At 59.0% G+C, this 25,384-nt stretch carries 20 protein-coding genes; 7 read left to right on the top strand and 13 right to left on the bottom strand.

What is annotated here, in order from left to right; genetic code table 11:
* Window positions 1-609 precede the first annotated feature (609 nt).
* Window positions 610-1,452, bottom strand: a complete 843-nt coding sequence (gene proC, locus AADW57_RS09235) for a pyrroline-5-carboxylate reductase (RefSeq protein ID WP_341666601.1) — start codon at window positions 1,450-1,452, stop codon at window positions 610-612.
* A gap of 172 nt (window positions 1,453-1,624) precedes the next feature.
* On the opposite strand from proC, the gene ugpB reads away from it, so the two are divergent.
* The 4 genes from ugpB (at window position 1,625) to AADW57_RS09215 (ending at window position 5,963) form a co-directional block, all read left to right on the top strand.
* Window positions 1,625-2,932 (top strand): sn-glycerol-3-phosphate ABC transporter substrate-binding protein UgpB, encoded by a 1,308-nt coding sequence (gene ugpB / locus AADW57_RS09230; protein ID WP_341666600.1) that lies wholly within the window; start codon window positions 1,625-1,627, stop codon window positions 2,930-2,932.
* A 178-nt stretch (window positions 2,933-3,110) separates the two neighbouring features.
* The gene (gene ugpA / locus AADW57_RS09225) at window positions 3,111-3,995 is read left to right on the top strand and encodes a sn-glycerol-3-phosphate ABC transporter permease UgpA (RefSeq protein WP_341666599.1); all 885 of its coding nucleotides are present in this window, start codon (window positions 3,111-3,113) and stop codon (window positions 3,993-3,995) included.
* A gap of 21 nt (window positions 3,996-4,016) precedes the next feature.
* The gene (ugpE, locus tag AADW57_RS09220) at window positions 4,017-4,859 is read left to right on the top strand and encodes a sn-glycerol-3-phosphate ABC transporter permease UgpE (protein ID WP_341666598.1); all 843 of its coding nucleotides are present in this window, start codon (window positions 4,017-4,019) and stop codon (window positions 4,857-4,859) included.
* Between the two features lie 18 nt (window positions 4,860-4,877).
* Entirely contained in the window at window positions 4,878-5,963 is a 1,086-nt protein-coding gene (locus tag AADW57_RS09215; RefSeq protein WP_341666597.1) for a sn-glycerol-3-phosphate import ATP-binding protein UgpC, read from the top strand.
* A gap of 164 nt (window positions 5,964-6,127) precedes the next feature.
* On the opposite strand, the gene AADW57_RS09210 is transcribed toward AADW57_RS09215, so the two are convergent.
* The 6 genes from AADW57_RS09210 to AADW57_RS09185 form a co-directional block, all read right to left on the bottom strand.
* Window positions 6,128-7,255 carry a branched-chain amino acid ABC transporter substrate-binding protein gene (locus tag AADW57_RS09210; RefSeq protein WP_341666596.1) on the bottom strand — a complete coding sequence of 376 codons (1,128 nt, stop codon included), beginning with the start codon at window positions 7,253-7,255 and terminating at the stop codon, window positions 6,128-6,130.
* 128 nt (window positions 7,256-7,383) lie between these two features.
* A complete protein-coding gene (locus AADW57_RS09205) occupies window positions 7,384-7,881 on the bottom strand; it encodes a Dps family protein (RefSeq protein WP_341669682.1) in 498 nt (165 codons plus the stop codon).
* Between the two features lie 260 nt (window positions 7,882-8,141).
* The gene (locus AADW57_RS09200) at window positions 8,142-9,107 is read right to left on the bottom strand and encodes a LysR substrate-binding domain-containing protein (RefSeq protein WP_341666595.1); all 966 of its coding nucleotides are present in this window, start codon (window positions 9,105-9,107) and stop codon (window positions 8,142-8,144) included.
* A gap of 34 nt (window positions 9,108-9,141) precedes the next feature.
* Window positions 9,142-11,223 (bottom strand): ATP-dependent DNA helicase RecG, encoded by a 2,082-nt coding sequence (gene recG, locus AADW57_RS09195; protein WP_341666594.1) that lies wholly within the window; start codon window positions 11,221-11,223, stop codon window positions 9,142-9,144.
* A gap of 13 nt (window positions 11,224-11,236) precedes the next feature.
* A complete protein-coding gene (locus AADW57_RS09190) occupies window positions 11,237-11,623 on the bottom strand; it encodes a Rid family detoxifying hydrolase (protein WP_341666593.1) in 387 nt (128 codons plus the stop codon).
* Between the two features lie 75 nt (window positions 11,624-11,698).
* Entirely contained in the window at window positions 11,699-12,475 is a 777-nt protein-coding gene (locus AADW57_RS09185; protein ID WP_341666592.1) for a ferredoxin--NADP reductase, read from the bottom strand.
* 323 nt (window positions 12,476-12,798) lie between these two features.
* Between AADW57_RS09185 and AADW57_RS09180 the strand changes: the two genes are divergently transcribed.
* The 3 genes from AADW57_RS09180 (at window position 12,799) to AADW57_RS09170 (ending at window position 16,407) form a co-directional block, all read left to right on the top strand.
* Complete coding sequence (locus AADW57_RS09180) at window positions 12,799-13,842, top strand: Fe(3+) ABC transporter substrate-binding protein (RefSeq protein ID WP_341669681.1); 1,044 nt, start codon at window positions 12,799-12,801, stop codon at window positions 13,840-13,842.
* A 97-nt stretch (window positions 13,843-13,939) separates the two neighbouring features.
* Window positions 13,940-15,598, top strand: coding sequence for an ABC transporter permease (locus AADW57_RS09175; protein WP_341666591.1), 1,659 nt, complete (start codon window positions 13,940-13,942; stop codon window positions 15,596-15,598).
* Between the two features lie 2 nt (window positions 15,599-15,600).
* Complete coding sequence (locus AADW57_RS09170) at window positions 15,601-16,407, top strand: ABC transporter ATP-binding protein (RefSeq protein WP_341666590.1); 807 nt, start codon at window positions 15,601-15,603, stop codon at window positions 16,405-16,407.
* An 860-nt stretch (window positions 16,408-17,267) separates the two neighbouring features.
* Here the strand turns inward: AADW57_RS09170 and glnA are convergent.
* From glnA to AADW57_RS09140, 6 genes are all read right to left on the bottom strand, one after another.
* Window positions 17,268-18,680: a type I glutamate--ammonia ligase gene (gene glnA / locus AADW57_RS09165; RefSeq protein ID WP_341666589.1), complete on the bottom strand. Its 1,413-nt coding sequence runs from the start codon at window positions 18,678-18,680 to the stop codon at window positions 17,268-17,270.
* A 323-nt stretch (window positions 18,681-19,003) separates the two neighbouring features.
* Complete coding sequence (gene hemW, locus AADW57_RS09160; protein ID WP_341666588.1) at window positions 19,004-20,227, bottom strand: radical SAM family heme chaperone HemW; 1,224 nt, start codon at window positions 20,225-20,227, stop codon at window positions 19,004-19,006.
* A complete protein-coding gene (gene rdgB / locus AADW57_RS09155; protein WP_341666587.1) occupies window positions 20,224-20,835 on the bottom strand; it encodes an RdgB/HAM1 family non-canonical purine NTP pyrophosphatase in 612 nt (203 codons plus the stop codon). Before rdgB ends, hemW begins: the two co-directional genes overlap by 4 nt.
* 44 nt (window positions 20,836-20,879) lie before the next feature.
* Window positions 20,880-21,617 (bottom strand): ribonuclease PH, encoded by a 738-nt coding sequence (gene rph / locus AADW57_RS09150; protein ID WP_341666586.1) that lies wholly within the window; start codon window positions 21,615-21,617, stop codon window positions 20,880-20,882.
* Window positions 21,618-21,647: 30 nt separating this feature from the next.
* A complete protein-coding gene (locus AADW57_RS09145) occupies window positions 21,648-24,269 on the bottom strand; it encodes an AAA family ATPase (protein WP_341666585.1) in 2,622 nt (873 codons plus the stop codon).
* Window positions 24,259-25,377 carry a metallophosphoesterase family protein gene (locus AADW57_RS09140; protein ID WP_341666584.1) on the bottom strand — a complete coding sequence of 373 codons (1,119 nt, stop codon included), beginning with the start codon at window positions 25,375-25,377 and terminating at the stop codon, window positions 24,259-24,261. The genes AADW57_RS09145 and AADW57_RS09140 overlap by 11 nt, the downstream gene beginning before the upstream one ends.
* Window positions 25,378-25,384 lie beyond the last annotated feature (7 nt).

The raw sequence follows: 25,384 nt of genomic DNA, 5'->3' as shown, positions 1-25,384 counted from the left end.
GTTTTTCGAAGAATTCCGAGCGCCTCTTTACCTGGTTGATGAGGAACTGATTTTTTGAAGACGCCATTCAAGGCGCGGCATGCTCGGACAGGGCTGATGCCTTGCCGGCGCTACGCGCCGGTACCCTGGTCGGGGCGCAGCGCCGGGCGCGTCGTTAACTCCGGCGGGTTACTTGTCCGCCGGACAAGTAACAAGCGCCGCCGTCAAACAGAACGACGCTTGCACCCCGTCCCCACGCCCCGCCTAAGGCAAGCCATCCGACCCGCCCCGCCCGAGCATGCCGCGCCTTGAACGGCTCGAAACACCGACGGCATAGCCCCAGCTATACGTATTCATGCCAAACAGAACATTCAGCGGATAGCGGATATGTTGGACAGCGTACGCGGACGTCCCGCCGTTTGGGCCAAGCACATCGGTGTAATTCTCGCCAAGCCGACCCGCTGTGGCCGGCCTGGCGAGAACCCGAGATTCTCTGCGCTTGGCCCAAACGGCCCGCCCAATACGAAGGAATCCCCGACCTTTCTCGAAGAAGCAAAAAAATGCCAGTCGGCATTTAGCAGACTGGCATTGCGGCTCAAGACCGGGCCTATTTTATTGGGAGCAAACGGCTCAGGAAAATTCGCGAGCCAGTTCGGCGGCGCGCTCTCGGGCAGCGGCCACGGCTTTTTGCACCAACGCCGGAAAATCGCCCTGCCCCAGTACGTTCAAGGCAGCGGCTGTCGTGCCGCCCTTGGAGGTGACCCGTTCGCGCAGGACAGATGGGGGCTCGGGAGACAAGGTTGCCAACTGAGTCGCCCCGTTCAGCGTCGCCAGGGCAAGCTGACGCGACTGCTCGGGGGACAAGCCTTGCTGTATTCCGCCCTGGATCAAGGCTTCCAGGAACAGAAATACATATGCCGGGCCGCTGCCCGACAAGGCGGTAACAGCGTCGATAGCAGCATCGTCCTGAACCCAGATAACCTCGCCCACCGATCCCAGCAACTGCTTGGCAATCGCCTTGTCGGCCTCGTCCACCTGATCCAGGGCCATCAATCCTGTAATACCGCAGCCGATAAAGGCCGGCGTATTAGGCATACAACGTATGACCCGGGTGAACGGCGCGCCGGGCTGGCCCAGCCATTCGGAAATGGCCGTCGCCGGAATGCCTGCCGCTACACTGATGACCAGCGTATCGTCTTGCAGATAGGGCTTGCAGGCCAGCACGGTTTCTTTCATGACCTGCGGCTTGACTGCGAACACCCAGATGCGCTGGCCAGCAAGTGCCGGACCGGGCTCAGTGGCCGTGTGTACGCCTTGCTGCGCCCAGGATTGCAGAGCAGGCGGGTGTATATCTATAGCCAGAACGTCCGGGCCGCCGCAGCGTTTGCCGATCAGGCCGGCCGCCAGCGCGCTGGCCATATTGCCGGCACCGATAAACGCCAGCTTGAAGGGGGTTTCATGTGGATTCATCATTTCTCCATTATAGGCACCGGTCGCCCTGCTGCCGAGCGCGGTTGCGGGTAAGTCGTCATTGACCCTCACACATCCAGTAGGTACATTCACGCGATTGTCATATACAAGTCATAAACTTGGCCCCCGATGACTGCTACATACTAGCGGTACCTTTTATACAGGAGAATGTTCGATGCGAACGAAACTATTTGCGCTGTCCCTGGCCGGGCTGATCGCTTCCATTGGCACGGCGCAGGCCGCCACGGAAATTCAGTTCTGGCATTCCATGGAAGGGGCGCTGGGTGAACGCGTCAACGCGCTGGTCGACGATTTCAACAAATCGCAATCCGACTATCAAGTCAAACCATCCTACAAAGGTGCATATGGCGAATCCATGAACGCTGGCATTGCCGCGTTCCGTGCCGGCAACGCCCCGGATATTCTGCAAGTGTTTGAAGTGGGCACAGCTACCATGATGGCGGCCAAGGGTGCCATCCAGCCCGTGCAGGAAATGTCCGAAAAAGCAGGCGACCCTATTAACCCCAAGGACTTTCTGGGTGCCGTCGCCGGCTACTACTCGTCCAACGAAGGCAAGCTGATTTCCATGCCGTTCAACAGCTCCACGCCGGTGCTGTACTACAACAAAGATGCCTTCCAGAAAGCCGGCCTGGACCCCGAATCCCCACCCAAGACATGGCAAGACGTCCAAGCCGCCGCTAAAAAACTGCGTGCAGCCGGCCTGGAATGCGGCTATACCTCGTCCTGGCCATCGTGGATTTTGCTGGAGAACTTCGCCGCCTGGCACAACATTCCCTACGCCAGCCAGAACAACGGCTTTGGCGGTCCCAGCGCCCGTCTGCAGCTGGACAACCCACTGTTCGCTAAGCACATGACCTTCCTGGCCGACATGGCCAAGGACGGCACCTTTACCTACGGCGGGCGTGGCGATACGGCCAATGCCCTGTTCACCTCGGGCAAATGTGGCATGTTCACCGGTTCCAGCGGCAACCGCGCCAATATCATCAAAACCGGGGAATTTCAGTTCGGCACCAGCAGCCTGCCCTACTACAGCGATGTGCAGGGCGCACCGCAGAACTCGATCATCGGCGGCGCTTCGCTGTGGGTATTTGCCAAAAAGTCTGACGAGACCTACAAAGGCATCACCCAGTTCTTCAAGTTCATCTCCAGCCCCGAACAGGCCGCCGCCTGGCACCAGAACACCGGTTATGTGCCTGTAACCACGGCCGGCTTTGCCAAGACCAAAGAATCGGGCTATTACGACAAGAACGTCGGTGCCGATGTGGCCGTCAAGCAGCTTGATGCTGCGACCACGGACAACTCGCGCGGTATCCGTCTGGGCTCCCTGCCCCAGATCCGCGATATCGAAGATGGCCTGATGGAGCAGATCTTTGCCGGCAAAGTCACGCCCGAAGAAGGCCTGAAAGCCATGCAAAGCCGTGGCAACGAGTTGCTGGAGCGCTTTGAAAAGAGCGTGAAGTAAGCCTCCCCGCCTCGGCGGGTGGTTTACAATCGAGCGCATGAACCCACAGCCCGGGCCTGTTTTCTTGCGGCAAGCAAGACAGACGCCCAGCGACAGGCTTTCGGTTCGTGCGCTTTTCTGTTTTCTGTTTCCGGCCCGCCCGCTTTGCGTGCAGACCACCCCACTGCCCTGATATCTCATGGAAAAACGTGTCGTCTTTCGTCACAAGACGCTTCCCTATCTGCTGCTGGCCCCGCAACTGATCATTACGGTGATCTTCTTTTTTCTGCCGGCCAGCCAAGCGCTTTGGCAAGCTTTTCATCTTGAAGATCCTTTTGGCCTGTCCTCGCAATTCGTGGGCCTGGATAATTTCTACGAGTTATTTGGCAACGAACAATATCTGGCCTCGTTCAAGACCACGACCATTTTTTCCATTGCAGTAGCCGTCGTGGGCCTGGCCGTATCGCTGCTGCTGGCCGTGCTGGCCAATCGGGTCGTGCGCGGCGCGCTGGCCTACCGCACCTTGCTGATCTGGCCGTACGCCGTTGCCACCGCCGTGGCCGGAGTCCTGTGGCTGTTCATGTTCTCGCCCTCGGTCGGCATCGTGGCTGTGTTTCTGGTCGAAATGGGTTTTGCCTGGAATCCACGGCTGGACGGCAACGATGCCATGTTGCTGGTGGTCATGGCGTCGGTCTGGAAACAGATTTCCTATAACTTCCTGTTTTTCCTGGCCGGCTTGCAAGCCATTCCGCGCTCACTGATCGAAGCGGCCGCCATCGACGGAGCCAGCCCTGCGCGACGTTTCTGGAGCATTGTCTTTCCGCTGCTCTCGCCCACCACCTTCTTTCTGCTGGTGGTCAACGTCATCTACGCCTTCTTTGACACCTTCGCCATCATCGACATCATGACCCAGGGCGGACCGGGCGAGGCCACCTCCATCTTGGTCTACCGCGTATTCAATACCGGCTTCCGGGCCCTGGACATCGGTTCTTCGGCTGCCCAATCCGTGGTGCTCATGGCGATCGTCATCGTTCTGACCGTCGTTCAGTTCCGCTACATCGACCGCAAGGTCAATTACTCCTGACGAGCGCCAAGGAAAACCGTCATGATTGAACGTCGCCCCATTCTCGATTTCATCACGCACCTGGTCCTGATCCTGGGCGTGATCATCATTGCCCTGCCTCTGTACATTACCTTTGTGGCTTCCACCCAGACCACGGCGGAAGTGGCGCGCGCGCCCATGTCGCTGCTGCCCGGTTCGCACTTCATCGAAAACTACACCGCAGTGCTGAGCGGCGGAGCCATCAATACGCCCGCCGTGGGCCGCATGCTGATCGTCAGCACCGTCATGGCGCTGGGCATCGCTCTGGGCAAGATCGCCATTTCCATGCTGTCGGCCTTTGCCGTGGTGTACTTCCGCTTTCCGTTTCGCATGCTGTTTTTCTGGATGATTTTCATCACCCTGATGCTGCCGGTGGAAGTACGCATCATGCCTACCTACAAGGTCGTGGCCGACCTGAACCTGCTGGACAGCTACAGCGGCCTGATCCTGCCCCTGATCGCATCGGCCACAGCCACGTTCTTGTTCCGCCAGTTTTTCCTGACCGTGCCTGATGAACTGATCGAGGCCGCCCGTATCGACGGAGCCGGTCCCATGCGCTTTTTCAAGGATGTTCTGCTGCCGCTGTCCAAGACCAGTATTGCTGCCTTGTTCGTCATCCAGTTCATCTACGGTTGGAACCAATACCTATGGCCGCTGATCATTACTACCCACGAAGACATGTACCCCATCGTAGTGGGCATCAAACGCATGATCTCGGGCGGGGACAGCGTCACGCAATGGAATCTGGTCATGGCCACTGCCCTGCTGGCCATGCTGCCCCCTGCTTTTGTCGTCATGCTGATGCAAAAGTGGTTCGTCAAAGGTCTGATCGACTCCGAAAAGTAAATCTCAAGGTTCAACTGAATGGCTACCTTACGTTTTCAAGACGTCAAGAAAACCTACCCTAACGGCGTCGCCGTTATCCACGGCATCTCGATGGATATACAAGATGGCGAATTTGTCGTGATCGTCGGCCCGTCAGGCTGCGGCAAGTCTACACTGATGCGCATGGTCGCCGGTCTGGAGTCCGTCACCGACGGTCAAATTCAGATCGACGGCAAAGTCGTGAACGAGCTGGAACCGGCCGAACGCGACATCGCCATGGTTTTTCAAAATTACGCCCTATATCCCCATATGTCGGTGTTCGACAATATGGCCTATGGTCTGAAGATCCGGAAATTCTCCAAAGCCGAGATCAAGCAGCGCGTCGATGCCGCTGCCGCCATTCTGGAACTGGGTCCGTTGCTGGAGCGGCGTCCCGCCCAGTTGTCGGGCGGCCAGCGCCAACGCGTGGCCATGGGCCGAGCCATCGTGCGCGAACCCAAGGTGTTTTTGTTCGACGAGCCCCTGTCCAATCTGGATGCCAAGCTGCGCGTGCAAATGCGACTGGAAATCCAGAAGCTGCACCAACGCCTGCGCACCACCAGCCTATACGTAACGCACGATCAGGTCGAGGCCATGACACTGGCCCAGCGCATGATCGTCATGAATCAGGGCGTTCCCGAGCAGATCGGCACACCCGCCGAAGTCTTTGACAAACCAGCCTCGGTATTTGTAGCCAGCTTCATCGGCTCCCCACCCATGAATCTGCTGCCCGTCCATGTCACCCAGCAAGGCCAGATTCTGGACGACGACAATCAGCCCCTGCAGTTTGGCACTGAACTGGTGCCGCCCGGCGTGCGAGGCCGCAAGGTGTTTCTGGGCATACGGCCAGAGCACATCCGCCTGCATGCGCCCGGCCTGACCACACAGGTAGAAATGGTGGAAATTCTAGGCTCCGAGCAATTGCTGCACCTGGTCCACGGCGACTACCATCTGGTGGTGCGCTGCCCGGTCGAACAGACTCGTCAATACCCTATCCAACTGGGTGAAACCATACAGATCGGCCACCAGCCGCCTCATCCGCTGCACTGGTTCGACCGCGATACGGGAAGGCGCATTCAGGACTGATACACCCCGCATGCGCCTTGCGAAAGGCTTGTGTCTGCCTGCGTAGTACCCGCAAGCATAGATCCGTCCACCCCCCCCCGATCATCCAGCAAACGCTCAAAAAAAAACCGGCCAGTTCGCACTGAGCCGGTTTTTTTCAGCGGAACGAATCCGTACAGCGTCTTTTACTTGCTACCGTAGACCGATTTGCTGCCGTCGGCGTGCCAGGTAAAGACATCAAACTTGAACTCGTTCAAGTCGCCCTGCTTGTTCCAGCTGATGGTACCGATAGGCGTCTTGACGCTGTTGGCATGCAAGTATTCGGCCACCTTGACCGGATCGTCTGCGCCGGCACCCTTGATGCCTTCGGCAATGGCTTGCGTGGCGGCATAAGCGGTCAACTGGAAGGCACCGCTGGCATCGCGCTTTTTGTCCTTGAACGCCTTGACCACGGCCTGGTTGTCCGGGTCCTGGGTGAAGTCGGCTGGCAAAGTCAGCAACATACCTTCGACGGCCTTGCCGGCAATGGCGTTAATATCGGGGTTGCCCGAGCCTTCAGGGCCCATAAACTTGGCGGTCAAGCCTTGCTCGGCTGCCTGACGCAGCAGCAGGCCCATTTCAGGGTGGTAGCCACCGAAATAGACAAAATCCGCGCCGGAGGACTTCAGCTTGGTGATGACGGCGGAGTAATCGCTGTCACCAGCATTAATGCCCTCGAAAATCGATACATTGGTGCCGGCCTTCTGCAATTCCGAGCGCACGGACGAGGCAATGCCCTGACCGTAGGACTGCTTGTCATGCAAAATGGCGACGTTCTTGGGTTTGATCTGTTCCAGAATGAACTTGGCGGCAGCCGGACCTTGCTGGTCGTCACGGCCGATGGTGCGCAGGATCATCTCGTAGTTTTTGCCGTCGGTAACCGCAGGCGCGGTAGCCGAAGGGGTAACCATCAATACGCCTTCGTTATTGTAAATATCGGTGGCGGCAATGGTTGCGCCGGAGCACACGTGGCCCACGACGTAGTGAATTTTGTCATTGACGATACGGTTAGCCACCACAGGGCCTTGCTTGGGTTCGCAGGCATCGTCCACGGTAACGGCTTCGAGCTGTTTGCCCAGCACGCCACCGGCGGCATTGATCTGTTCGATGGCGGTATCCACGCCTTGCTTGACCATTTCGCCGTATTGGGTGACTGCGCCCGTGAATGGACCGGCAATCGCAATGCGGATGGTATCGGCATGGGCGGCACCGGACAAGAGCAGACCCGTTGCCAGGCTCATGGCCGCTGCAACAGGAGTAAAACGAATTTTCATAGAAAACACCTCCGTGAATGTGCAAGAGAGCATACACCGATAACTGCGGCGCATGCCCTCCTGTATCCGTCAAATCAGGGTTTTCTATAGGATGCCCGCGATAGCAGGCATCCTATTAGCCACCTGCATTACTGCAGCAGGCTGCGCAGCATCCAGGCGTTTTTCTCATGAACGTCCAAACGCTGGGTCAGCAGATCAGCCGTGGGCTGATCATCGGCCTTGTCGGCGCGATCAAAGGCGGCACGGGCGGTGCGGGCCAGTGCTTCGTTGCCTTTGACCAGCAATTCGATCATGGTCGTGGCGTTGGGTACGGAGGTCGGCTCGGCGATGGAGGACAGCTTCTGGAATTCGGCGTAGGTGCCGGGCGCATAATGGCCGACAGCGCGAATGCGTTCAGCAATATCGTCCAGCGCCTGCCACAGTTCGGTGTACTGGGTCATGAACAGTTCATGCAGCGTCTTGAACATGGGGCCTGTGACGTTCCAGTGGAAATTGTGCGTCATCAGATAGACCGTGTACGAATCGGCCAATACCTTGGACAGTTCCTGGGCGACGGCGGCACGGTCGTTGGACGAAATGCCGATATCGATGTTCAGGACGCTGCTGCCGGCCGCTGGCTTGGCCAGCTTGACGGCGGCTTTGGCTGGTGCCTTGGCGGGTGCTTTAGCCGCCTTTTTGGCAGGAGCCTTTTTAACGGGTGCCTTAGCCACGACGGGCTTGGCTTCAGCCGGGGCTGCAGCTGTATTGGTTTCGGTGGTCTTGGCCTCGGCGGCCTTGGACGCCTTGACGGATTTACTCACTGTTTTCACGGCTTTTGCCATAATGGACTCCTGTTGAACAGAGGGCTAAATAATACCTGGGCAGAATAACATGCACTGCATGCCGTTCACGCTAATTCGGGGTAAGGAAAACTGCCGCTGTACTCGACCTTCAGATAGTTCACACCGGCCAGGCCACTTTCCATGATGCCACGGGTCAATGCATCGATGGCCGAGGTGCGGGGAAAACTCTTACGCCAGATCAGAGCCACGCGCCGATCCGGTACAGGTTTACGAAACGGCACATAGGCCAGCAGATCGGTCGCCTGCCCCGGCGAGGACAGGGAACTGGCCGGCAACACCGTCACGCCTATGCCGGTTGCCACCATATGCCGTATGGTTTCTAGCGAAGACCCTTCAAAGGTACGCTGGATGCCTTCACTGGAGGCTGAAAACCGCGACAGCTCCGGGCACACGCCCAAGACCTGATCACGAAAGCAATGGCCAGCCCCCAGCAACAGCATGGTTTGCTCTTTCAGTTCCTCGGGATCTATGTCCTTACGCGTGCGCCAGGGATGGTCGTGCGGCACGGCCACGACAAACGGCTCGTCGTACAACTCGCGTATCATCAAGCCCGTTTCGGGCAAGGGCAAGGCCACGATGGCGCAATCAATTTCACCCTGACGCAGCAGCTCCAGCAAGCGCACGGTAAAGTTTTCCTGCAACAGCAAGGGCATCTGCGGCGTCAATTCAATTTGTTTGGGCACCAGGCGCGGCAGCAGATACGGTGCCACAGTATAGATAATGCCTACGCGCAAGGGACCGGCCAAGGGGTCATGGCCCTGGCGGGCGATTTCGCGCAGATTGGCCCCCTCCTCCAACACTTTCTGGGCCTGCGCAACGATGCGCAGACCTATGGGCGTAATGCCTACTTCGGTCCCACCACGCTCGAAAATGACTACGCCCAGCTCGTCTTCCAGCTTCTTGATCGCCACCGACAAAGTCGGCTGGCTGACGAAGCAGGCTTCGGCGGCGCGGCCGAAGTGGCGCTCGCGCGCGACGGCCACGATGTACTTCAGCTCGGTCAATGTCATGGCAATTCCTTGTTCAAACAATGTGTGGGCAGCATCAGCTGCGCAGCAATTCTTCGCGGCCCTTCATCCAGCGTTGCATATGGGCCTGCGCGTGATCGGGATAGCGGCGGCTGAAATCGGCGGCCAGCTCCTGAGCCCGTTCTATCAATTCCTCGTCCGACTCCAAGCTGGCAAAACGCAGCACCGCCTGGCCGGACTGGCGCATGCCCATGAATTCGCCCGGTCCCCGTTGCTCCAGATCACGGCGGGCGATCTCAAAGCCGTCATTGGTTTCGTACATGGCGCGCAGACGCTGGCGCGCCACCGCCGACAGCGGTGTCTGATACAACAGCACGCAAACCGACTGCACCTGGCCACGCCCTACCCGTCCGCGCAACTGATGCAGCTGGGCCAATCCAAAACGCTCGGCATGCTCGATGACCATCAGCGAGGCATTGGGCACATCCACCCCTACCTCGATGACGGTGGTGGCTACCAGGACATCCAGCTCACCGCCACGAAATGCGTCCATGACCTGAGCCTTGTCGACTGACGGCAGGCGGCCATGAATCAGGCCCACTCTCAGCGGAGCCAGGGCTTGAACCAGCGCGGCATGGGTATCGACAGCGGTTTGCAGTTGCAAGGCTTCGCTTTCTTCGACCAAAGGACACACCCAATACGCCTGCCTGCCCTGGGCGACTTCGGCCCGGACACGGGCCATGATTTCATCGCGCCGCCCGTCGGCGGCCAGTTTGGTGATGACAGGACTGCGCCCCGGCGGCAGCTCATCGATAGCCGATACATCCAGATCAGCAAAAAAAGCCATGGCCAGCGTGCGCGGAATGGGGGTGGCGCTCATATTGAGCTGATGAGGGATATAGGCGCGGCCCTGCTCATCCACCGTGTCGCCCTTGCGATTCAACTCCAGACGCTGACCCACGCCAAAACGGTGTTGCTCATCCAGAATGACCAGGCCCAGACGCTTAAAGCCGACCTGATCTTGAATCAACGCTTGCGTGCCGACGACCAACGCGGCCTGCCCCGACGCAATCGATTCGTAAGCCTGACGCCGCGCTTTCACGCCTAAACTGCCGGTCAACCAGGCCAACTGCACGCCCAATGGCTCCAGCCAACCGCGCATTTTTAGATAATGTTGTTCGGCCAGAATTTCGGTGGGTGCCATCAGGGCCACCTGAAAACCGCTGGCGATGGCCTGGACCGCTGCCAAAGCAGCCACAATCGTCTTGCCGCTGCCCACATCCCCCTGCAACAGACGATGCATGGGGTAAGAGCGCGTCATATCCTGAGCGATCTGGGCCACGGCACGCTGTTGTGCTCCAGTCAGGGCAAACGGCAGACCAGCCAGCAATGCCTGTGCCAGCTCCGAATCGTGCTGTCGCAAAGGTGCGGCGCGCTGTGCTCGGCGGGCTGCGCGCGCCTGTGCCAGCGACAACTGTTGCGCCAGCAATTCATCGAATTTAATGCGGTTCCAGGCCGGATGGCCGCGCTCGAACAGATCGTCGTAGCTCAATTCAGGCGGCGGATAATGCAGCAAGCGTATCGCCTGCGCAAAAGGCATCAATTGCTGCTGGTCTAGTACATCTTGGGGCAAGGTGTCATGCAGATCGGCATGATCCAGCGCATGGGCAATCGCCTTGCGCAGTTGGGCCTGGGTCAGCCCATCTGTGGTGGGATACACCGGCGTCAAGGCCCGCGCCAGCGGCGCTCCGGCAGCCGACACTTTGGGATGCACCATTTCCAGGCCATGAAAGCCCTGACGCACTTCGCCGCGCACCCGCAATGGCTTGCCGGCCTGCAACTGCTTGAGCTGGCTGGGATAAAAATTCAACCAGCGCAATGCCAACTGTCCGCTATCGTCGGCAATACGGGCGTGCAACTGGGCGCGGGGACGGGCCTGCACGTCTGTACTAAGAATGTGGCCTTCGATCTGGGCCATCTTGCCGGGATACAGATGGGCAATCGGTTCGACCTGGGTTTCGTCTTCGTAGCGTATCGGCAAATGCACTACGAAATCGGCCGGCTCGCGCAGTCCCAGCTTGGCGAACTTTTGCTCCACGGAGACGGCCTTGCGGGGCGAAGGCCGCTTGGCCTGCTTGGCAGGCCGATCTGCGATCATGAGCGCCGGGCCATCAGAGGTGCAAAATGGCCTCGACCTCGAACTGCGCACCCTTGGGCAGACTGGCTACGCCTATGGTGGAGCGTGCCGGAAACGGCTGGGGGATCAATTCGGCCATAATGCCGTTGGCGCTGGCGAATTTGCTCAGGTCGGTCAGGAAAAGCGTCAACTTGACGATGTCGCTCAGGGAGCCGCCGGCTTCCTGTACAACGGCTTCCAGATTGGCAAACGCTTGACGCACCTGCCCTTCGAAATTTTCCGACACCAATTCGCCCGTGGCCGGCTCCAGGCCGATCTGACCAGACAGATAGACTGTCTTGCCGCCGGAGGCAATGATAGCCTGGGAATACGGGCCTACGGCGGCGGGAGCGGCATCGGTAAAGACGACTTGCTTGCTCATGATAAGAACCTCTGATGAGTGGTTTACTATCAGAGTTTAAGCGGCTATAGCTAAAATTAACAGCCGCCGTTCCAATTATTTTTCGACAAACGCACGCTCGATCACATAGTCGCCGGGCTGGCCCACGCCGGGCGACACCGTAAAACCGCGGCTATCGAGCATGGCGCTGATATCGGCCAGCATAGCGGGGCTGCCGCACAGCATGGCCCTATCGTGCGCGGGGTCCAAGGCCTCGATTCCCAGATCCTGACACAGCTTGCCCGATTCGATCAGTTCGGTGATACGGCCCGTATTGCGGAAAGCTTCGCGCGTGACCGTGGGGTAGTACAGCAATTTCTCGCGCACGATCTCGCCAAAATATTCGTTGTTTGGCAATTCGTTCTGAATGAAATCCGAATAGGCCAGTTCGCTGACAAAGCGCACACCATGTACCAAAACCACTTTTTCGAAGCGCTCGTAAGTATCGGGGTCCTTGATGATGCTCATGAAGGGAGCCAGGCCGGTGCCGGTGCCGAACAAAAACAGATTGCGGCCTTGGCGCAGATCGTCGATGACCAGCGTGCCAACGGGTTTGCGGCTAACCAGGATGCTGTCGCCTTCTTTCAGGTGCTGCAGCCGGGAAGTCAGCGGGCCGTCCTGCACCTTGATGCTGAGAAATTCCAGGTTTTCCTCGTAATTGGCGCTGGCGATGCTGTAGGCTCGCATCAAAGGCTTGCCTTCCACTTCCAGACCTATCATGACGAAATGGCCATTATGAAAGCGCAACGCGGCGTCACGGGTCGTGGTGAAAGAAAACAGCGTGTCGTTCCAGTGATGGACGCTTAGCACTCGTTCGGTATTGAAAGCTGCCATGGTAGTGTCGGTATTAAAGACCGGGATATCCCGAGAAATGGTGCGAAACCTTTGCATTGTACTCAGATCGCCAGGCAAATTCATGCCCGGTCAAACAAAGGCCTTGATCGCAATCAGGATTTACCATCATTTTCCCCACCCCCAAGGAGCCGCCTGTTTTCGACCCGGCTGCCCCTATTTTGCCTGACTCGCAATTTGCGTTTTTCCATCATTTCTCTATTGTGAGTTGGCTAAGAAACTGCTACCTTTGCGTATCTGTTTGATAATCATTCCCATTCGTGCTGTTTCACCGATTTACCCAGAACTCCGGAGTTCTTATCATGATGCGTTTCAAGCCATCCACCCGTTCCCTGATCCACGCTTTGGTGTTGTCCGGTCTGGGGGGCATGTCCATGGCAGCCGTGGCCTCTGGCGAGGTCAATCTGTACACCACCCGCGAACCCGGCTTGATTACTCCCCTGCTGGAAACCTTCAGCAAGGACACCGGCGTCAAGGTCAATACAGTGTTCGTCAAGGATGGCCTGATCGAACGCGTCAAGACCGAAGGCGGCAAATCGCCCGCCGATGTGCTGATGACCGTGGATATCGGCAACTTGCTGGATCTGGTCGAAGCCGGCGTTACCCAGCCTGTCCAGTCCGAAGCCTTGACCAGCGCCATCCCGGCCAACCTGCGCGGTACGGACAACCAGTGGTTCTCGCTGTCGCTGCGTGATCGCGTGGCCTACGTCGCCAAAGACGTCGATATCAAAAGCATTACCTACGAAAACCTGGCCGATCCAAAATGGAAAGGCAAAGTCTGCATTCGCTCGGGCCAGCACCCCTACAATACCGCTCTGGTCGCGGCCATGATTGCGCACGACGGTGCCGAAGCGACCGAAAAATGGCTGCGCGGCGTCAAAGATAACCTGGGTCGCAAGGCCGCCGGCGGCGACCGCGATGTCGCGCGCGACATCCTTGGCGGCATCTGCGATATCGGCATTGCCAACGCTTACTACGTAGGCCGCATGAAAAATGCCGAGCCTGGCTCGGACGCCCACAAATGGGGCGAAGCCATCAAGGTGATTCGTCCTACCTTCGCCAGCGAGAAAAGCCAGGGCACGCACGTGAACATCTCCGGTGCCGCCGTGGCCAAGCATGCGCCCAACAAGGACAATGCGGTCAAGCTGCTCGAATATCTGGTCTCCGACAAGGCGCAAAGCCTGTACGCCAAGGCCAACTACGAATACCCGGTGCGCGCCGGCGTCGAGCTGGACCCTGTCGTGGCCAGTTTCGGCCCCTTGAAGGTAGACCCGCTGCCTCTGGCCGAAATCGCCAAGCATCGCAAGCAAGCCAGCGAGTTGGTTGATAAAGTTGGCTTCGACAACTAACTCTACTTCCGGTTCTTTTTCCGCGACCGCCGGCCTCGATATTTCGGGGCGGCGGTCGCCGCGCATTCAGGCGCCTGAAATCCAGCAGCTTTCCATCATGTCTTTTTTTCGCCGACTGCCCCTCTGGCAAGTGGCCGCTGTGCTGGTCGCCCTCGTGGCGGCCGCTCCAGTCATTACCTTGTTTGCCCATGCCCTGGGTGGCAACACCGGGCATTGGTCTCACCTGCTCCAGTTTGTTTTGCCCGGCGCACTGCGCAATACAATCCTGCTTCTTCTGGGCGTGGGCGTGCTGGTCAGCTGCCTGGGCGTAGGCTCGGCCTGGCTGATCACCGCCTACGAATTCCCCGGCCGACGCGTGCTGCAATGGGCCTTGCTCCTGCCCCTGGCTGTGCCCACGTATATCGTGGCCTTTGCCTACCTGGATCTGCTCCATCCCATCGGTCCGATACAGTCGCTGATCCGTGATCTCTTGGGCTACAGCAGTCCACGCGAATTTCGCCTGCCCGATCTGCGCTCCTTGGGCGGTGCTATTTTTTTGTTGGGCTTTGTGCTGTATCCGTATGTGTATCTCAGCACGCGCGCCATGTTCGCCACCCAATCGGCCAGCCTGCTCGAAGCCGCCCGCATCATGGGTGAATCGGGCCGCAGCGTATTTTTCCGTGTCGTGCTGCCGATGGCCCGGCCCGCCATCGCCGTGGGCGTCAGCCTGGCCTTGCTGGAAACACTCAACGATATCGGCGCATCCGAATTTTTGGGTGTGCAAACCCTGACCGTCTCCATTTACACGACTTGGGTGACGCGCTCCGATCTTGCAGGTGCGGCGCAGATTGCCGTCTCCATGCTGGTCATCGTCGCTACGCTGATCACCATCGAACGCTACGGCCGCCGCCGGCAAGCCTACGCCGGCAATCAGCGCTCCGAATCCATACGTCCGACCCGCCTGCGCGGGCCAGCCTGTTGGCTGGCGCTATCCCTGGGGGTAGCGCCGGTCCTGATTGGCTTTATAGCGCCTTCGCTGTACCTCTTGAACGAAACCATCACCCATCTGGCGCAGGCCGGAGCCGTATCCGAACAATTACTGGCCAGCGCCTGGAATACCGTACACATTGCCGCTCTGGCGACCGTCGCCACCTTGCTGTGCGGATTGGTGGTGGCCTGGTCGGCGCGTGCGGTGCGCCACGGCCATAAACCCCGCATGGCACGAATACTAGCCGGCATCAGCAGCCTGGGCTATGCCATTCCCGGCACGGTGCTGGCCATCGGTTTGTTGACACCGCTGGTTCTGTTCGACTCTTTTTACAATCGCGTCCAGTCCTGGCTGGGCCTGGACACCGGCGGATTGGTGCTGATGGGTTCTACTTTGGCCTTGGTACTAGCCTATACCCTGCGTTTTCTGGCCATTTCCGTAGGCGGTCTGGATGCCGGCCTGGCCCGTATTCCCGCATCATTGGAACAGGCATCGCGCCTGTTGGGCGAAAGCCCAGCCGGCACCCTGCGCCGCGTACACCTGCCTTTGCTGCGACCCGCTATGGGCGCGGCCGCGCTGCTGATCTTCGTGGATGCCATGAAAGAGTTGCCTGCCACATTGCTGCTGCGTCCCATGAATTTCGATACCCTGGCCACCTGGCTGTATGCTGAAGCCGCGCGTGGCACCTATGAAGAAGGTGCTGTCGCTGCCTTGGCCATTGTGCTGGCCGGACTGATTCCCGTTATCCTGCTGGCGCGCACCCAACTGACGGCGCAAAGCCGACGCTGATCATGACTACTGCTTTTCTGGACTTGCAGGCCATTACTCTGGCCTACGACACTTCCGAAGGATTCCGCCCTGTGGTGGATCACCTGAACCTGCAACTGCCTCAAGGCGAAATCGGCTGCTTGCTAGGAGCCTCCGGCTGCGGCAAGACCACGGTTCTGCGGGCTATAGCCGGCTTCGAACCTTTGCGTGAAGGCCGGATTCTACTGGATCAACAACTACTCTCCAGCCCCCACCAGCAGGTTGCGCCCGAACATCGCCGGGTCGGCATGATGTTTCAGGACTATGCCCTTTTCCCTCACCTGACGGTCGAAAAGAACGTGGCGTTCGGACTGCGCAAATGGGACAAAACCGAACGCCAGGCGCGAGTGCTCGACATGCTGGAACTGGTAGACCTGGAGCGCTTGGCCCAACGCTATCCGCACGAACTTTCTGGCGGCCAGCAACAGCGCGTGGCCTTGGCGCGGGCACTGGCTCCTAAGCCCTCCTTGCTGCTATTGGACGAACCGTTTTCCAATCTGGATGTCGACACACGCGAACGCCTGGCTTTTGAAGTGCGCGATATCCTGAGAGCAACCGGCATTACCGCCATCCTGGTCACTCACAATCAGGCCGAGGCTTTTGCCATTGCCGATCGGATCGGTGTCATGCAGTCGGGCAAAATCATCCAGTGGGACACGCCCTACGGTCTACACCACCATCCGGTTAACGAGTTCGTGGCCGACTTCATACGCCGCGAAGCCATTATGGCCCAACGCGCCCAGGCCTTTCTGCGCGGCGGCCAAACAACCGAACCGGTCTTGCATCATTAAAGACCCACGCCGGATTGGCCATTTTTTCGCCCACGAAGGTTAGCGATGCAATAAAAAAGTTCTTCGAGAAATTTCGGGGATTCCTTCGTATTGCTTGGGCCGTTTAGGCCAAGCAGAGAGAACCTCGGGTTCTCGCCAGGCCAGCCATAGCAGACCGGCCTGGCTGGGTCCTTCGCCCGCGCTGTGCGCGGGTTCCCTGGTCGGGATACCGGGGCGGGCGGAGCGTGAACTCGCAGGGTGATTCGTCCACGGGACGAATCACACGCGTCCTGCTCGAACAGCACGCCCCTTGCCTCCCGCCCCGGCATCCCGCCTGCGGCGAAGGCCCTGACTCGCCCGCCGGCCCGCTATGGCTGGCCTGGCGAGAACAGCACCGATGTGTTTGGCCCACATGACAGGACGTCCACGTACACCGCACAAGATTTCAGCTATACGCTCAATGGTCTGTTGGGTATTGCTATGTATAGCCGGGGCGATGTCATCGGTGTTTTGAGCCGTTCAAGGCGCAGTACGCTCGGACGGGGCGGGTCGGATGGCTTGCCGCAGGCGGGGCGTGGGGACGGGGGGCAAGCGTCGTTCTGTTTGACGGCGGCGCTTGTTGCTTGTCCGGCGGACAAGCAACCCGCCGGAGTTAACGACGCGCCCGGCCATGCGCCCCGACCAGGGCACCGGCGCGCAGCGCCGGCAAGCCATCAGCCCTGTCCGAGCGTACTGCGCCTTGAATGGCGTCTTAAAAAAACCAGTTCCTCATCGACTGAGTAAACTGGCTCTCGGAATTCTTCGAAGAAGCTAAAAAAAAGCGGCCGTGAAGCCGCTTTTTTTCAGGACCGCGTCGACAACAAGTCGGCGCAAAACCTGTTTTACAGACTGTAGTACATGTCGAACTCAACCGGATGCGGCACCATGCGCAGACGGGTGATTTCGGCTTGTTTCAGTTCGATGAAGGCATCGAGCATTTCGTTGCTGAACACACCGCCACGGGTCAGGAACTCGCGGTCCTTATCCAAGGCCTCCACCGCTTGTTCCAGCGAGGCGCAAACGGTTGGGATCTTTGCGTCTTCTTCGGGCGGCAGATCGTACAGATTCTTGTCGGCAGCGTCGCCAGGGTGAATCTTGTTCTGCACACCGTCCAGACCCGCCATCATCAAAGCCGAGAACGCCAGATATGGATTGGCCATTGGATCGGGGAAGCGGGCTTCCACACGGCGGGCTTTGGGATTGCTGACGTACGGAATGCGAATCGAGGCCGAACGGTTGCGGGCCGAATAAGCCAGCTTGACCGGGGCTTCAAAGTGTGGAACCAGACGCTTGTACGAGTTGGTCGTGGGGTTGGTAATGGCGTTCAATGCACGGGCGTGCTTGATGATGCCGCCGATATAGAACAGTGCAAACTCTGACAGACCGGCATATTCATTGCCTGCGAACAAGTTTTGGCCGTCCTTCCAGATAGACTGGTGCACGTGCATGCCCGAACCGTTGTCGCCGACTACGGGCTTGGGCATGAATGTCGCCGTCTTGCCGTACACATGGGCCACGTTGTGGATGGTGTACTTCATGATCTGGTTCCAGTCGGCTCGTTCGACCAGGGTCGAGAAGCGCGTACCGATTTCCAACTGACCAGGAGCGGCCACTTCGTGGTGGTGGATTTCCACTGGAACGCCCTGCTGCTCCAGCAGCAAACACATTTCCGAGCGCAGATCCGAGAACGAATCCACAGGCGAAACAGGCACGTAACCACCCTTGATGCCAGGGCGATGGCCCAAATTGTTGCCGTTGATGTCCACACCACGCGACCAAGGCGCTTCTTCGGAACGGATCTTCACGAAGCTGCCCGACATGTCGTCGTTCCAGGTAATGCCGTCGAACACAAAAAACTCGGGCTCGGGACCGAAGTACGCGGTGTCGCCCAGACCGCTGGAGCGCAGATACGCTTCGGCGCGTTTGGCCAGGGAACGAGGGTCGCGGTCGTAGCCTTTCAGGTCGGAAGGCTCGACTACATCACACGTCAAAATCAGCGTGGGCTCTTCGCGGAACGGGTCCATGCGAGCCGTCTTGGCGTCCGGAATGAGCAACATGTCCGATGCTTCGATGCCTTTCCAGCCGGGCAGCGAGGAGCCATCGAAAGCCACGCCGGACTCGAAACGGTCTTCGTCAACTGCGTGGGCAGGCGTGGTCAGGTGGTGTTCGCGGCCTAGGGTATCCGTAAAACGGAAGTCCACAAACGCAATGTCGCGTTCAGCTATGATCTTCAGAACATCTTCAGGGGTGGACATGTTGACTCCAGCGTCAATGACGTTAACAAAAGGTGTGGGGGTTCACGGCGGGTCGTGGTCTGACCCGCTGTGGTAAATCCGGTGTACGCATCCCCGGCAGGCCCCGCCCTTCTTTGTGTGGTCCACTCGGATATGAGAATTGTGACACTGGCTTTACCTGAAATTAATTGTAGAGCAATTGTGCAACTGCACAATAAAAAAATGACCTTAACTGAGTATTTCTTGTCTAAAGCGTCAACTCGTAGTTTACCGTCAATTTGTCACAGAACAAAACAGAATTTGTTGTTTTCCTGCCCAGACGACGATCAAACAGCCAACCGCCGTTAAGCCAGCTCGTCTGGCAGAAATGCCTCTTGAAGATCATTCAGGAAACGCCATCCCAGATCGCTGGCGCGGATACGCACAGGATCTGCCGCCAGCAAACCTTTGTCGATGCTGCGCCGCAAAACAGGCAGTATCCGGGCCAGCGGCACGCCAGTGCGTTCCTGAAAATAATTAGCTGGCACACCATCCTTTAACCGTAAGGCATTAAGCATGAATTCGAAGGGCAAATCCGCAGCGCTGACGCGTTCGTGCCGGGCATAATGGCTGCCATCGCGACGGGGTGCCGCTTCCATCCAGGAAACCGGATTGCGCACCGTAGCCGTGCGTATGATGCGATCATGAAAAGACAGCTTGCCGTGCGCGCCCGGCCCTATGCCCAAGTAATCGCCAAATTCCCAATAATTCAGATTGTGGCGACTATGGCCGCCACGCTTGGCATAGGCGGAAATCTCGTACTGATGCCAGCCTTGGGCGGCGGTCAGCTCGATCAGCCTGTCCTGCATGGCAGCGCTGTCGTCATCGTCGGGCAGGACGGGAGGGTATTTGGCAAAGACGGTGTTGGGCTCTAGGGTCAGATGGTAAAGCGACAGATGTTCGGTGCCAAAGGACATGGCCTGCAGTATGTCCTGCTCGGATTGTGTCGGACTTTGGCCCGGCAAGGCGTACATCAGATCCAGATTCACACGGTCCACGGCTTTCATGGCCATGTCTATGGCCTGACGCGCCTGTTGCCCGTCGTGAACGCGGCCCAAGGCCTTCAGTGCCTGGTCATCAAAACTTTGCACTCCCAGCGAGATCCGGTTGATCCCGCTACGCGCATAGTCCAAAAAACGCTGTGCCTCCGCCGTACCGGGATTGGCTTCCAACGTAATTTCGGCATCGGGCAATAGATTCAAGTACGCCCGCAACAAGGCCAACATGCGATCCAAGGCCGATGCAGACAACAGGCTGGGTGTGCCTCCGCCTATGAAGACAGAAATGACCTGTCGTCCCCATATCAGGGGCAAATTCTGTTCGAGATCGGCTTGCAAGGCGCTTAGATAGTCTTCTTCCGGCAGTTGCGCAGGGGCGGCGTGAGAGTTGAAGTCGCAATACGGGCATTTGCGCACGCACCACGGCACATGCACATAGACCGACAGCGGCGGCAGACTGGGCAGCAATGTGGCCGGCCCGGCTCCTGGCCGGATGCGCACAGAAGGCGATAGATCTTGCAAGGTACTCATGCCTGTTCGAGCTTGCGCAGCAGGCTTTGCAGGGCGCGACCCCGGTGGCTGTGCTGATTCTTGATTTCAGGTGCCAGTTGCGCTGCCGTTTGCTGAAACTGTGGGATATAAAAATGCGGATCGTAACCGAAGCCATGTTCGCCCTGCGGTTGATCCACGATTTCGCCCTCCCAGACCCCTTCCGCAATAATGGGGCGCGGGTCATCGGCATGGCGCACGTACACCAAGACAGCAACATAACAGGCACGCCGGTCGCTCTGGCCCTGCAGACGGCGGACCAGCAAGGCATTATTGGCGCTATCCGATTTCTCGCCACCCTGCTCCATGGCCGCGAAACGGGCCGAATACACGCCCGGCGCACCGTCCAACACGCGCACGCATAAACCCGAATCGTCGGCCAGCGCAGGCAGGCCGCTCAAGCGGCTGGCGTGACGGGCCTTGGCCAGGGCATTTTCCACGAAGGTGCCGAATGGCTCTTGGGCCTCAGGAATGTCCAACTGTCCCTGCGGCACCATAGTCAGACCGGCGCTAGCCAGAATGGCGGAAAACTCCTTGAGCTTGCCTGCATTGTTGGAAGCCAGGACTACGTTTTTGTGTTCTGCATTCATGGTGTATCCATGGGCAGCATGGTGCCCGGAATCGAAAAAATGGATTACAGGCCCAGTGCCTGGCGCTGAGCGGACATCAATTGACGCAGCCCGTTTTCAGCCAAGTCCAGCAGATTGTTCAGCGCGGCTCGATCAAACGTCTGTCCTTCGGCTGTACCCTGCACCTCCACCAACTGACCACTGCCGGTCATAACGATATTCATATCGACGCCGCAGGCCGAATCTTCTTCGTAATCCAGATCCAGCACGGGCGTGCCATTGCTTAAACCGACGGACACGGCGGCCAACTGGTCGCGGATGGGACTGCCCTGCAGCAAGCCCTGCTGCTGCAAGGTGCGCACTGCCAGACTGGCCGCCACCCAGGCACCGGTAATGCTGGCGCAGCGGGTGCCGCCGTCGGCCTGAATAACATCGCAATCGATCTGCAAGGTACGTTCACCTAATGCAGTCAGGTCAAAGACGGCGCGCAGGCTGCGCCCGATCAGACGCTGGATTTCCTGCGTGCGCCCGCTCTGCTTGCCACGTGCCGCTTCGCGGTCCGAGCGTGTATGAGTAGAGCGCGGCAACATGCCGTATTCGGCGGTTACCCAGCCCTGCCCCTTGCCTTTCAGGAACGGGGGGACTTTGTCCAGCACGCTGGCATTGCACAGGACATGCGTATCGCCCATGCGAATCAGCACCGAACCTTCGGCATGGCGGGTGAATCCGGTCAGAAATTCCACAGGACGGCACTGATCGGCGCGGCGACCGCTCTGACGTGCAACGGGGACGGACTGAGACAAGGCAAGGCTCCAGACGATAAATCGAAAGCGCTATTGTACGCCCTGCGGCACCGGACGCAGCGGCACGCCCATGTCCAGCCATTTGTCCGCCTGACAGGTAAACAGCAAAATCTGATGCCGCTGGGCGGCATCGTTGATGATGCGTTTCATGGCCTGCAGACGCTCCGGATCGCTATGCACCAACACGTCGTCCAGCATCAATAAGGTGGGCCGGCCAGCCTGCTGCAACAGATCAGCATACGCCAGCCGAGCGATCAGGCCGATCTGCTCGCGCGCGCCAAAGCTTAAACCATCGATATCGTCGGCTGCCAACTCGCTGCCATCGCGCTGCAACCAACGCGGCGTCAGATACTCGTCCAGTTCGACCGACGCCTTGCCCAGCAGCAGGCGCAAATAGTGGTTAATGTGCTTTTGCAACGGCTTATGCAATTGCTCGGTCAAGGCACGGCGCTGTTCGCGCAGCACCTGTACCAGCAAACGCAAGGCGGCTACGCGCCGTTCGTAGCCCGCGCAACGTCGTTCGCTGTCCGTCAAACGTACTTTTGCATCGGCAATCTGCTCTTCCAGGCCCTGCGCGCCCTGGGTTTCCAGCTTGGTCTGCACCAACTGCACCGCAACCCGCGCCTGGGCGTAAGCCTGTTCCTGTTGCTGCGCGCTGCGCTCAAAGCGGTCTACATCCTGCTCCAGGATAGTGACTGATAAGTTTTCCAATTGGGCACTTAGCACCTGCTGATCGTGTTGCAATTGCCCGCGTTGGTTTCGCAGAAGGTTCCATTGTTGCTCTCGTTCCTGCTGAGCGCTGCGGCGCTGTGGATCGCTCCATTGGCGCTCGATGCGCTGGGCTTCGGCTTGCGCCTGTTCATACTTGGCCGTCAAGGTCGCCAAGTCCTCCCGGGCTTGACGCCATTGCGCATCCAATGCCTGCCATTGCTGCTCGGCCAGGTCAGCTTCACGTATCTGTTGATCCAAGTCCAGCCCCTGCGGAGCCTGGCCTTGCGGCTGCGCCGGCGGGCTGCTTTGCTGCGCCGAGGTCAACAGCCCCTGTAAGTGCGCCCGCCCCTTGGGGGCCAGCGCCCGCATCGCGGCTCGCAACACATTCTCGCGGTGCTCATACTGGCGGCTTTGTTCGCGGCGCTGCTCCAGCTCGTCCAGGCTACCGGCTCCTTGCTCTTGCAAGGCGTTGCGCAAGTCGCGCTGCGCCTGCTCCAGTTTTTGCGCCAGCCCGTTTAGGTCCTTGCCGCCAGGCACGATGCGCAACATACCCATGCCGGGCAACATGACCTGGGTGGCTTCGCTCAGGTGCAGATGAGCCTGTCCGGAAATCTCGGTGCCTTCGACCTGTATACGTGCATCCGGCACAAGATCGATATGCAACTCCGTGGCCACGGCATCGAGCTGATGCTGCAGGCGCTGTACCTGCTGACTGCTTTGGCGCAAGGCCGCCAGCACCGGATCGTTGATACGCAATTGCAGCACGGCGGCGCTGCATTGGGCCAATTCGGCCTCGTGTCGGGTCAGTTCATCCAACTGGTCCTGATACTGACGCACCTGTTGTTGAGCCGTGGCATGCGCGGCCTGTTCGCGTTCCCACTGCAACCAGGCGCGGGCATGCTCTTGTTCGCGCTGAAGCAGTTCTTTCTGACGGCGAACCTGCTGTAGCGTCGCCTCCAGCGTCACCAAACCTTGACGGGCCTGCTCCAATTGCCCGGACAAAGATTGCGCCTGCGCCAGGCGTTCGATGCGCTGTGTATCCAGGAGTCCATCTTGTTCTGCCGCTTGCTGATACAGACGCTCGCGCTCGTGCAACATGTCCAGTTGTCGCACCAGCTCCAAAGAGCGGGCCTGAAGATCGCGCGCCTGTTGCAACTGGGTCTGGGCGGCACGCATCTGCCCACGCAAACGCTCCCAGGGCTTTTCACGCTCGCTGTCCGCCACCTGGCGGCGCGCCTGCGCCAGTTGGTCTACCCATTGCTGGTACTGCTGCAGCTCGGACTGCAGACGGGTCAGTTCGGCCTGAATGTCTTCGTGCTCACGTCTAGCAGCCAGCCAGACCCCACGCGGCTCTCCTTTAGCCTGCGTCACATACTGATCCAGTTGTTGCTGGGCCTGATCGAGCACATAATCGCCGTCGGCGCTGGTCAAATCAGCCATATCGGCCCCAAGGGCTTGTTGCAGTGTATTGCCTGCGTGCTGCACCGCCGTCCGCAATTCCTGCCCCTGCCCTTGCTCTATCCACAACAAGCCAGGCACACCCCAATTGCGCGCCTGACTGCCGCCGCGCGTCGCATAATCAAAACCCATGTGCTCGGCCAGATACTGCTCGGCCTCGTCGTTGTCCAACTGCGTACGTCCTATTTGCAGGTCGCAACGCTTGCGTTTGAAAAAACGCTTGCTCAACCGCATATCCTGGTCGTTCATGCAAAACTCCACCTCGATCTCCGGCGCTGCGGACGAATCGCCCCAGGGCAAGATCTCGTTCAGGCTGCTGGTGGAGTAACGCTCGAAAAACACCGTGCGCAAGGCCTGTGCCAGTGTGCTTTTGCCCGACTCGTTGGGCGCGCTGATGATATTCAAACCGGTCTTGAGCTTGTCCAGCAAGACCGGCTGCCGGAATCGCTTGAACTGTTCGACCCGCAACGACTTAATGTGCATGGCGGTCTCCCTTGTCGCGCAGCAAAGATGCCAGGATCAGCAGTGCGTCCTGCGCCGCCGGGTCCTGCGTATCTGTTCGCAACTTCTGCAATTGCTCGACGGCAGCCCGCAAATAGCCATCGGCCTGCAGCGCCTGTAAATCGGCCTCGGTAGGCGCAAGGCGCAGATTATCCTGCTGACAACTCCAGGCCCGGCAACGCGCTTCCGCCTGGCCCAGCACGGTGTTCAGACGCTCAAAACCGGACAGACTCAATTGCCCGTCCAGCACCAATTCCACCACGCTTTGTTCGGGCACGTTCGCCAGCGCCTGTTCCAGCACATCCAGATCCATATCGTCGGACAACTCATGCGCTAGGCTGAACCAGGCATGGCGGGCCGTGGGCACGATACGCAGCACCGGCAAGGCACCAGGGCCGTCAAGCTCGACCAGTACGACCTGACCGGAATCGTTGTTCCTAAATCGGTCAGGCTCGGGGGTACCACTGTAATAGCAGCGATCGTTCACTTTCAGGGTGCCGTGCCAGTCGCCCAGCGCCAGGTAATCCAGGCGGGCATGGGTCGCACGGTCCTGGTCTATCTGATTATGGCTGTCGATATGCTCCAGCAAACCGCTGATGCTGCCGTGCGCCAGCCCCACACGTACATGGTCGGCCGGACTGGATGCCTGATCGAACCAGGCCGTCAGGTCGTGATAGGTCTGCCGCTGGGTCAGCGGCGCAGGCAAAATAGTCAAACGCAGCGATGCCAGCTCCAGGGGATCGGGCTTATCCACGATATGCACTTGCTCGGGGACGCAGCCCAGCCGCCGCGCGCGCGTCCAGACGCTTTCACTCAGGGCGGCATCGTGATTGCCGGGCAACAGGACCCAGGGCCCGGTAAAACCGGCCATGGCATTGAAGGCGCGCCGCAGACTGCGATCACTGAGGGTCTGCGAATCGAACACATCGCCTGCCACCACAATGACATCGGCCTGTTCCTGAACCGCTAATTGCGCAATCGTCTCAATCGCCAGAAAACGCGCATCGGCCAGCGCCGCTGCGTCCTCCAGCGCAAAACGCGCGTAGTTCCGCCCAATCTGCCAGTCCGCCGTGTGCAAGAGTCTGATCATGCCGTGC

The sequence above is a fragment of the Alcaligenes sp. SDU_A2 genome, from assembly GCF_038237375.1.
Classification (GTDB): Bacteria; Pseudomonadota; Gammaproteobacteria; order Burkholderiales; family Burkholderiaceae_B; genus Alcaligenes.
The sequence above is the reverse complement of the archived record's forward strand: the minus strand, read 5'-3'. Positions and strand labels throughout refer to the sequence as shown.

Bases quoted from the DNA above. Each gene is read 5' to 3' on its own strand.
- ugpA (WP_341666599.1), top strand. From the start codon at position 3,111: ATGGAAAAACGTGTCGTCTTTCGTCACAAGACGCTTCCCTATCTGCTG.
- AADW57_RS09200 (WP_341666595.1), bottom strand. From the start codon at position 9,107: ATGACATTGACCGAGCTGAAGTACATCGTGGCCGTCGCGCGCGAGCGC.
- AADW57_RS09145 (WP_341666585.1), bottom strand. From the start codon at position 24,269: ATGCACATTAAGTCGTTGCGGGTCGAACAGTTCAAGCGATTCCGGCAG.
- AADW57_RS09170 (WP_341666590.1), top strand. From the start codon at position 15,601: ATGACTACTGCTTTTCTGGACTTGCAGGCCATTACTCTGGCCTACGAC.
- hemW (WP_341666588.1), bottom strand. From the start codon at position 20,227: ATGAGTACCTTGCAAGATCTATCGCCTTCTGTGCGCATCCGGCCAGGA.
- AADW57_RS09185 (WP_341666592.1), bottom strand. From the start codon at position 12,475: ATGGCAGCTTTCAATACCGAACGAGTGCTAAGCGTCCATCACTGGAAC.
- AADW57_RS09215 (WP_341666597.1), top strand. From the start codon at position 4,878: ATGGCTACCTTACGTTTTCAAGACGTCAAGAAAACCTACCCTAACGGC.
- AADW57_RS09175 (WP_341666591.1), top strand. From the start codon at position 13,940: ATGTCTTTTTTTCGCCGACTGCCCCTCTGGCAAGTGGCCGCTGTGCTG.
- AADW57_RS09210 (WP_341666596.1), bottom strand. From the start codon at position 7,255: ATGAAAATTCGTTTTACTCCTGTTGCAGCGGCCATGAGCCTGGCAACG.
- AADW57_RS09190 (WP_341666593.1), bottom strand. From the start codon at position 11,623: ATGAGCAAGCAAGTCGTCTTTACCGATGCCGCTCCCGCCGCCGTAGGC.
- proC (WP_341666601.1), bottom strand. From the start codon at position 1,452: ATGATGAATCCACATGAAACCCCCTTCAAGCTGGCGTTTATCGGTGCC.
- glnA (WP_341666589.1), bottom strand. From the start codon at position 18,680: ATGTCCACCCCTGAAGATGTTCTGAAGATCATAGCTGAACGCGACATT.
- AADW57_RS09140 (WP_341666584.1), bottom strand. From the start codon at position 25,377: ATGATCAGACTCTTGCACACGGCGGACTGGCAGATTGGGCGGAACTAC.
- rdgB (WP_341666587.1), bottom strand. From the start codon at position 20,835: ATGAATGCAGAACACAAAAACGTAGTCCTGGCTTCCAACAATGCAGGC.
- recG (WP_341666594.1), bottom strand. From the start codon at position 11,223: ATGATCGCAGATCGGCCTGCCAAGCAGGCCAAGCGGCCTTCGCCCCGC.
- ugpB (WP_341666600.1), top strand. From the start codon at position 1,625: ATGCGAACGAAACTATTTGCGCTGTCCCTGGCCGGGCTGATCGCTTCC.
- ugpE (WP_341666598.1), top strand. From the start codon at position 4,017: ATGATTGAACGTCGCCCCATTCTCGATTTCATCACGCACCTGGTCCTG.
- AADW57_RS09180 (WP_341669681.1), top strand. From the start codon at position 12,799: ATGCGTTTCAAGCCATCCACCCGTTCCCTGATCCACGCTTTGGTGTTG.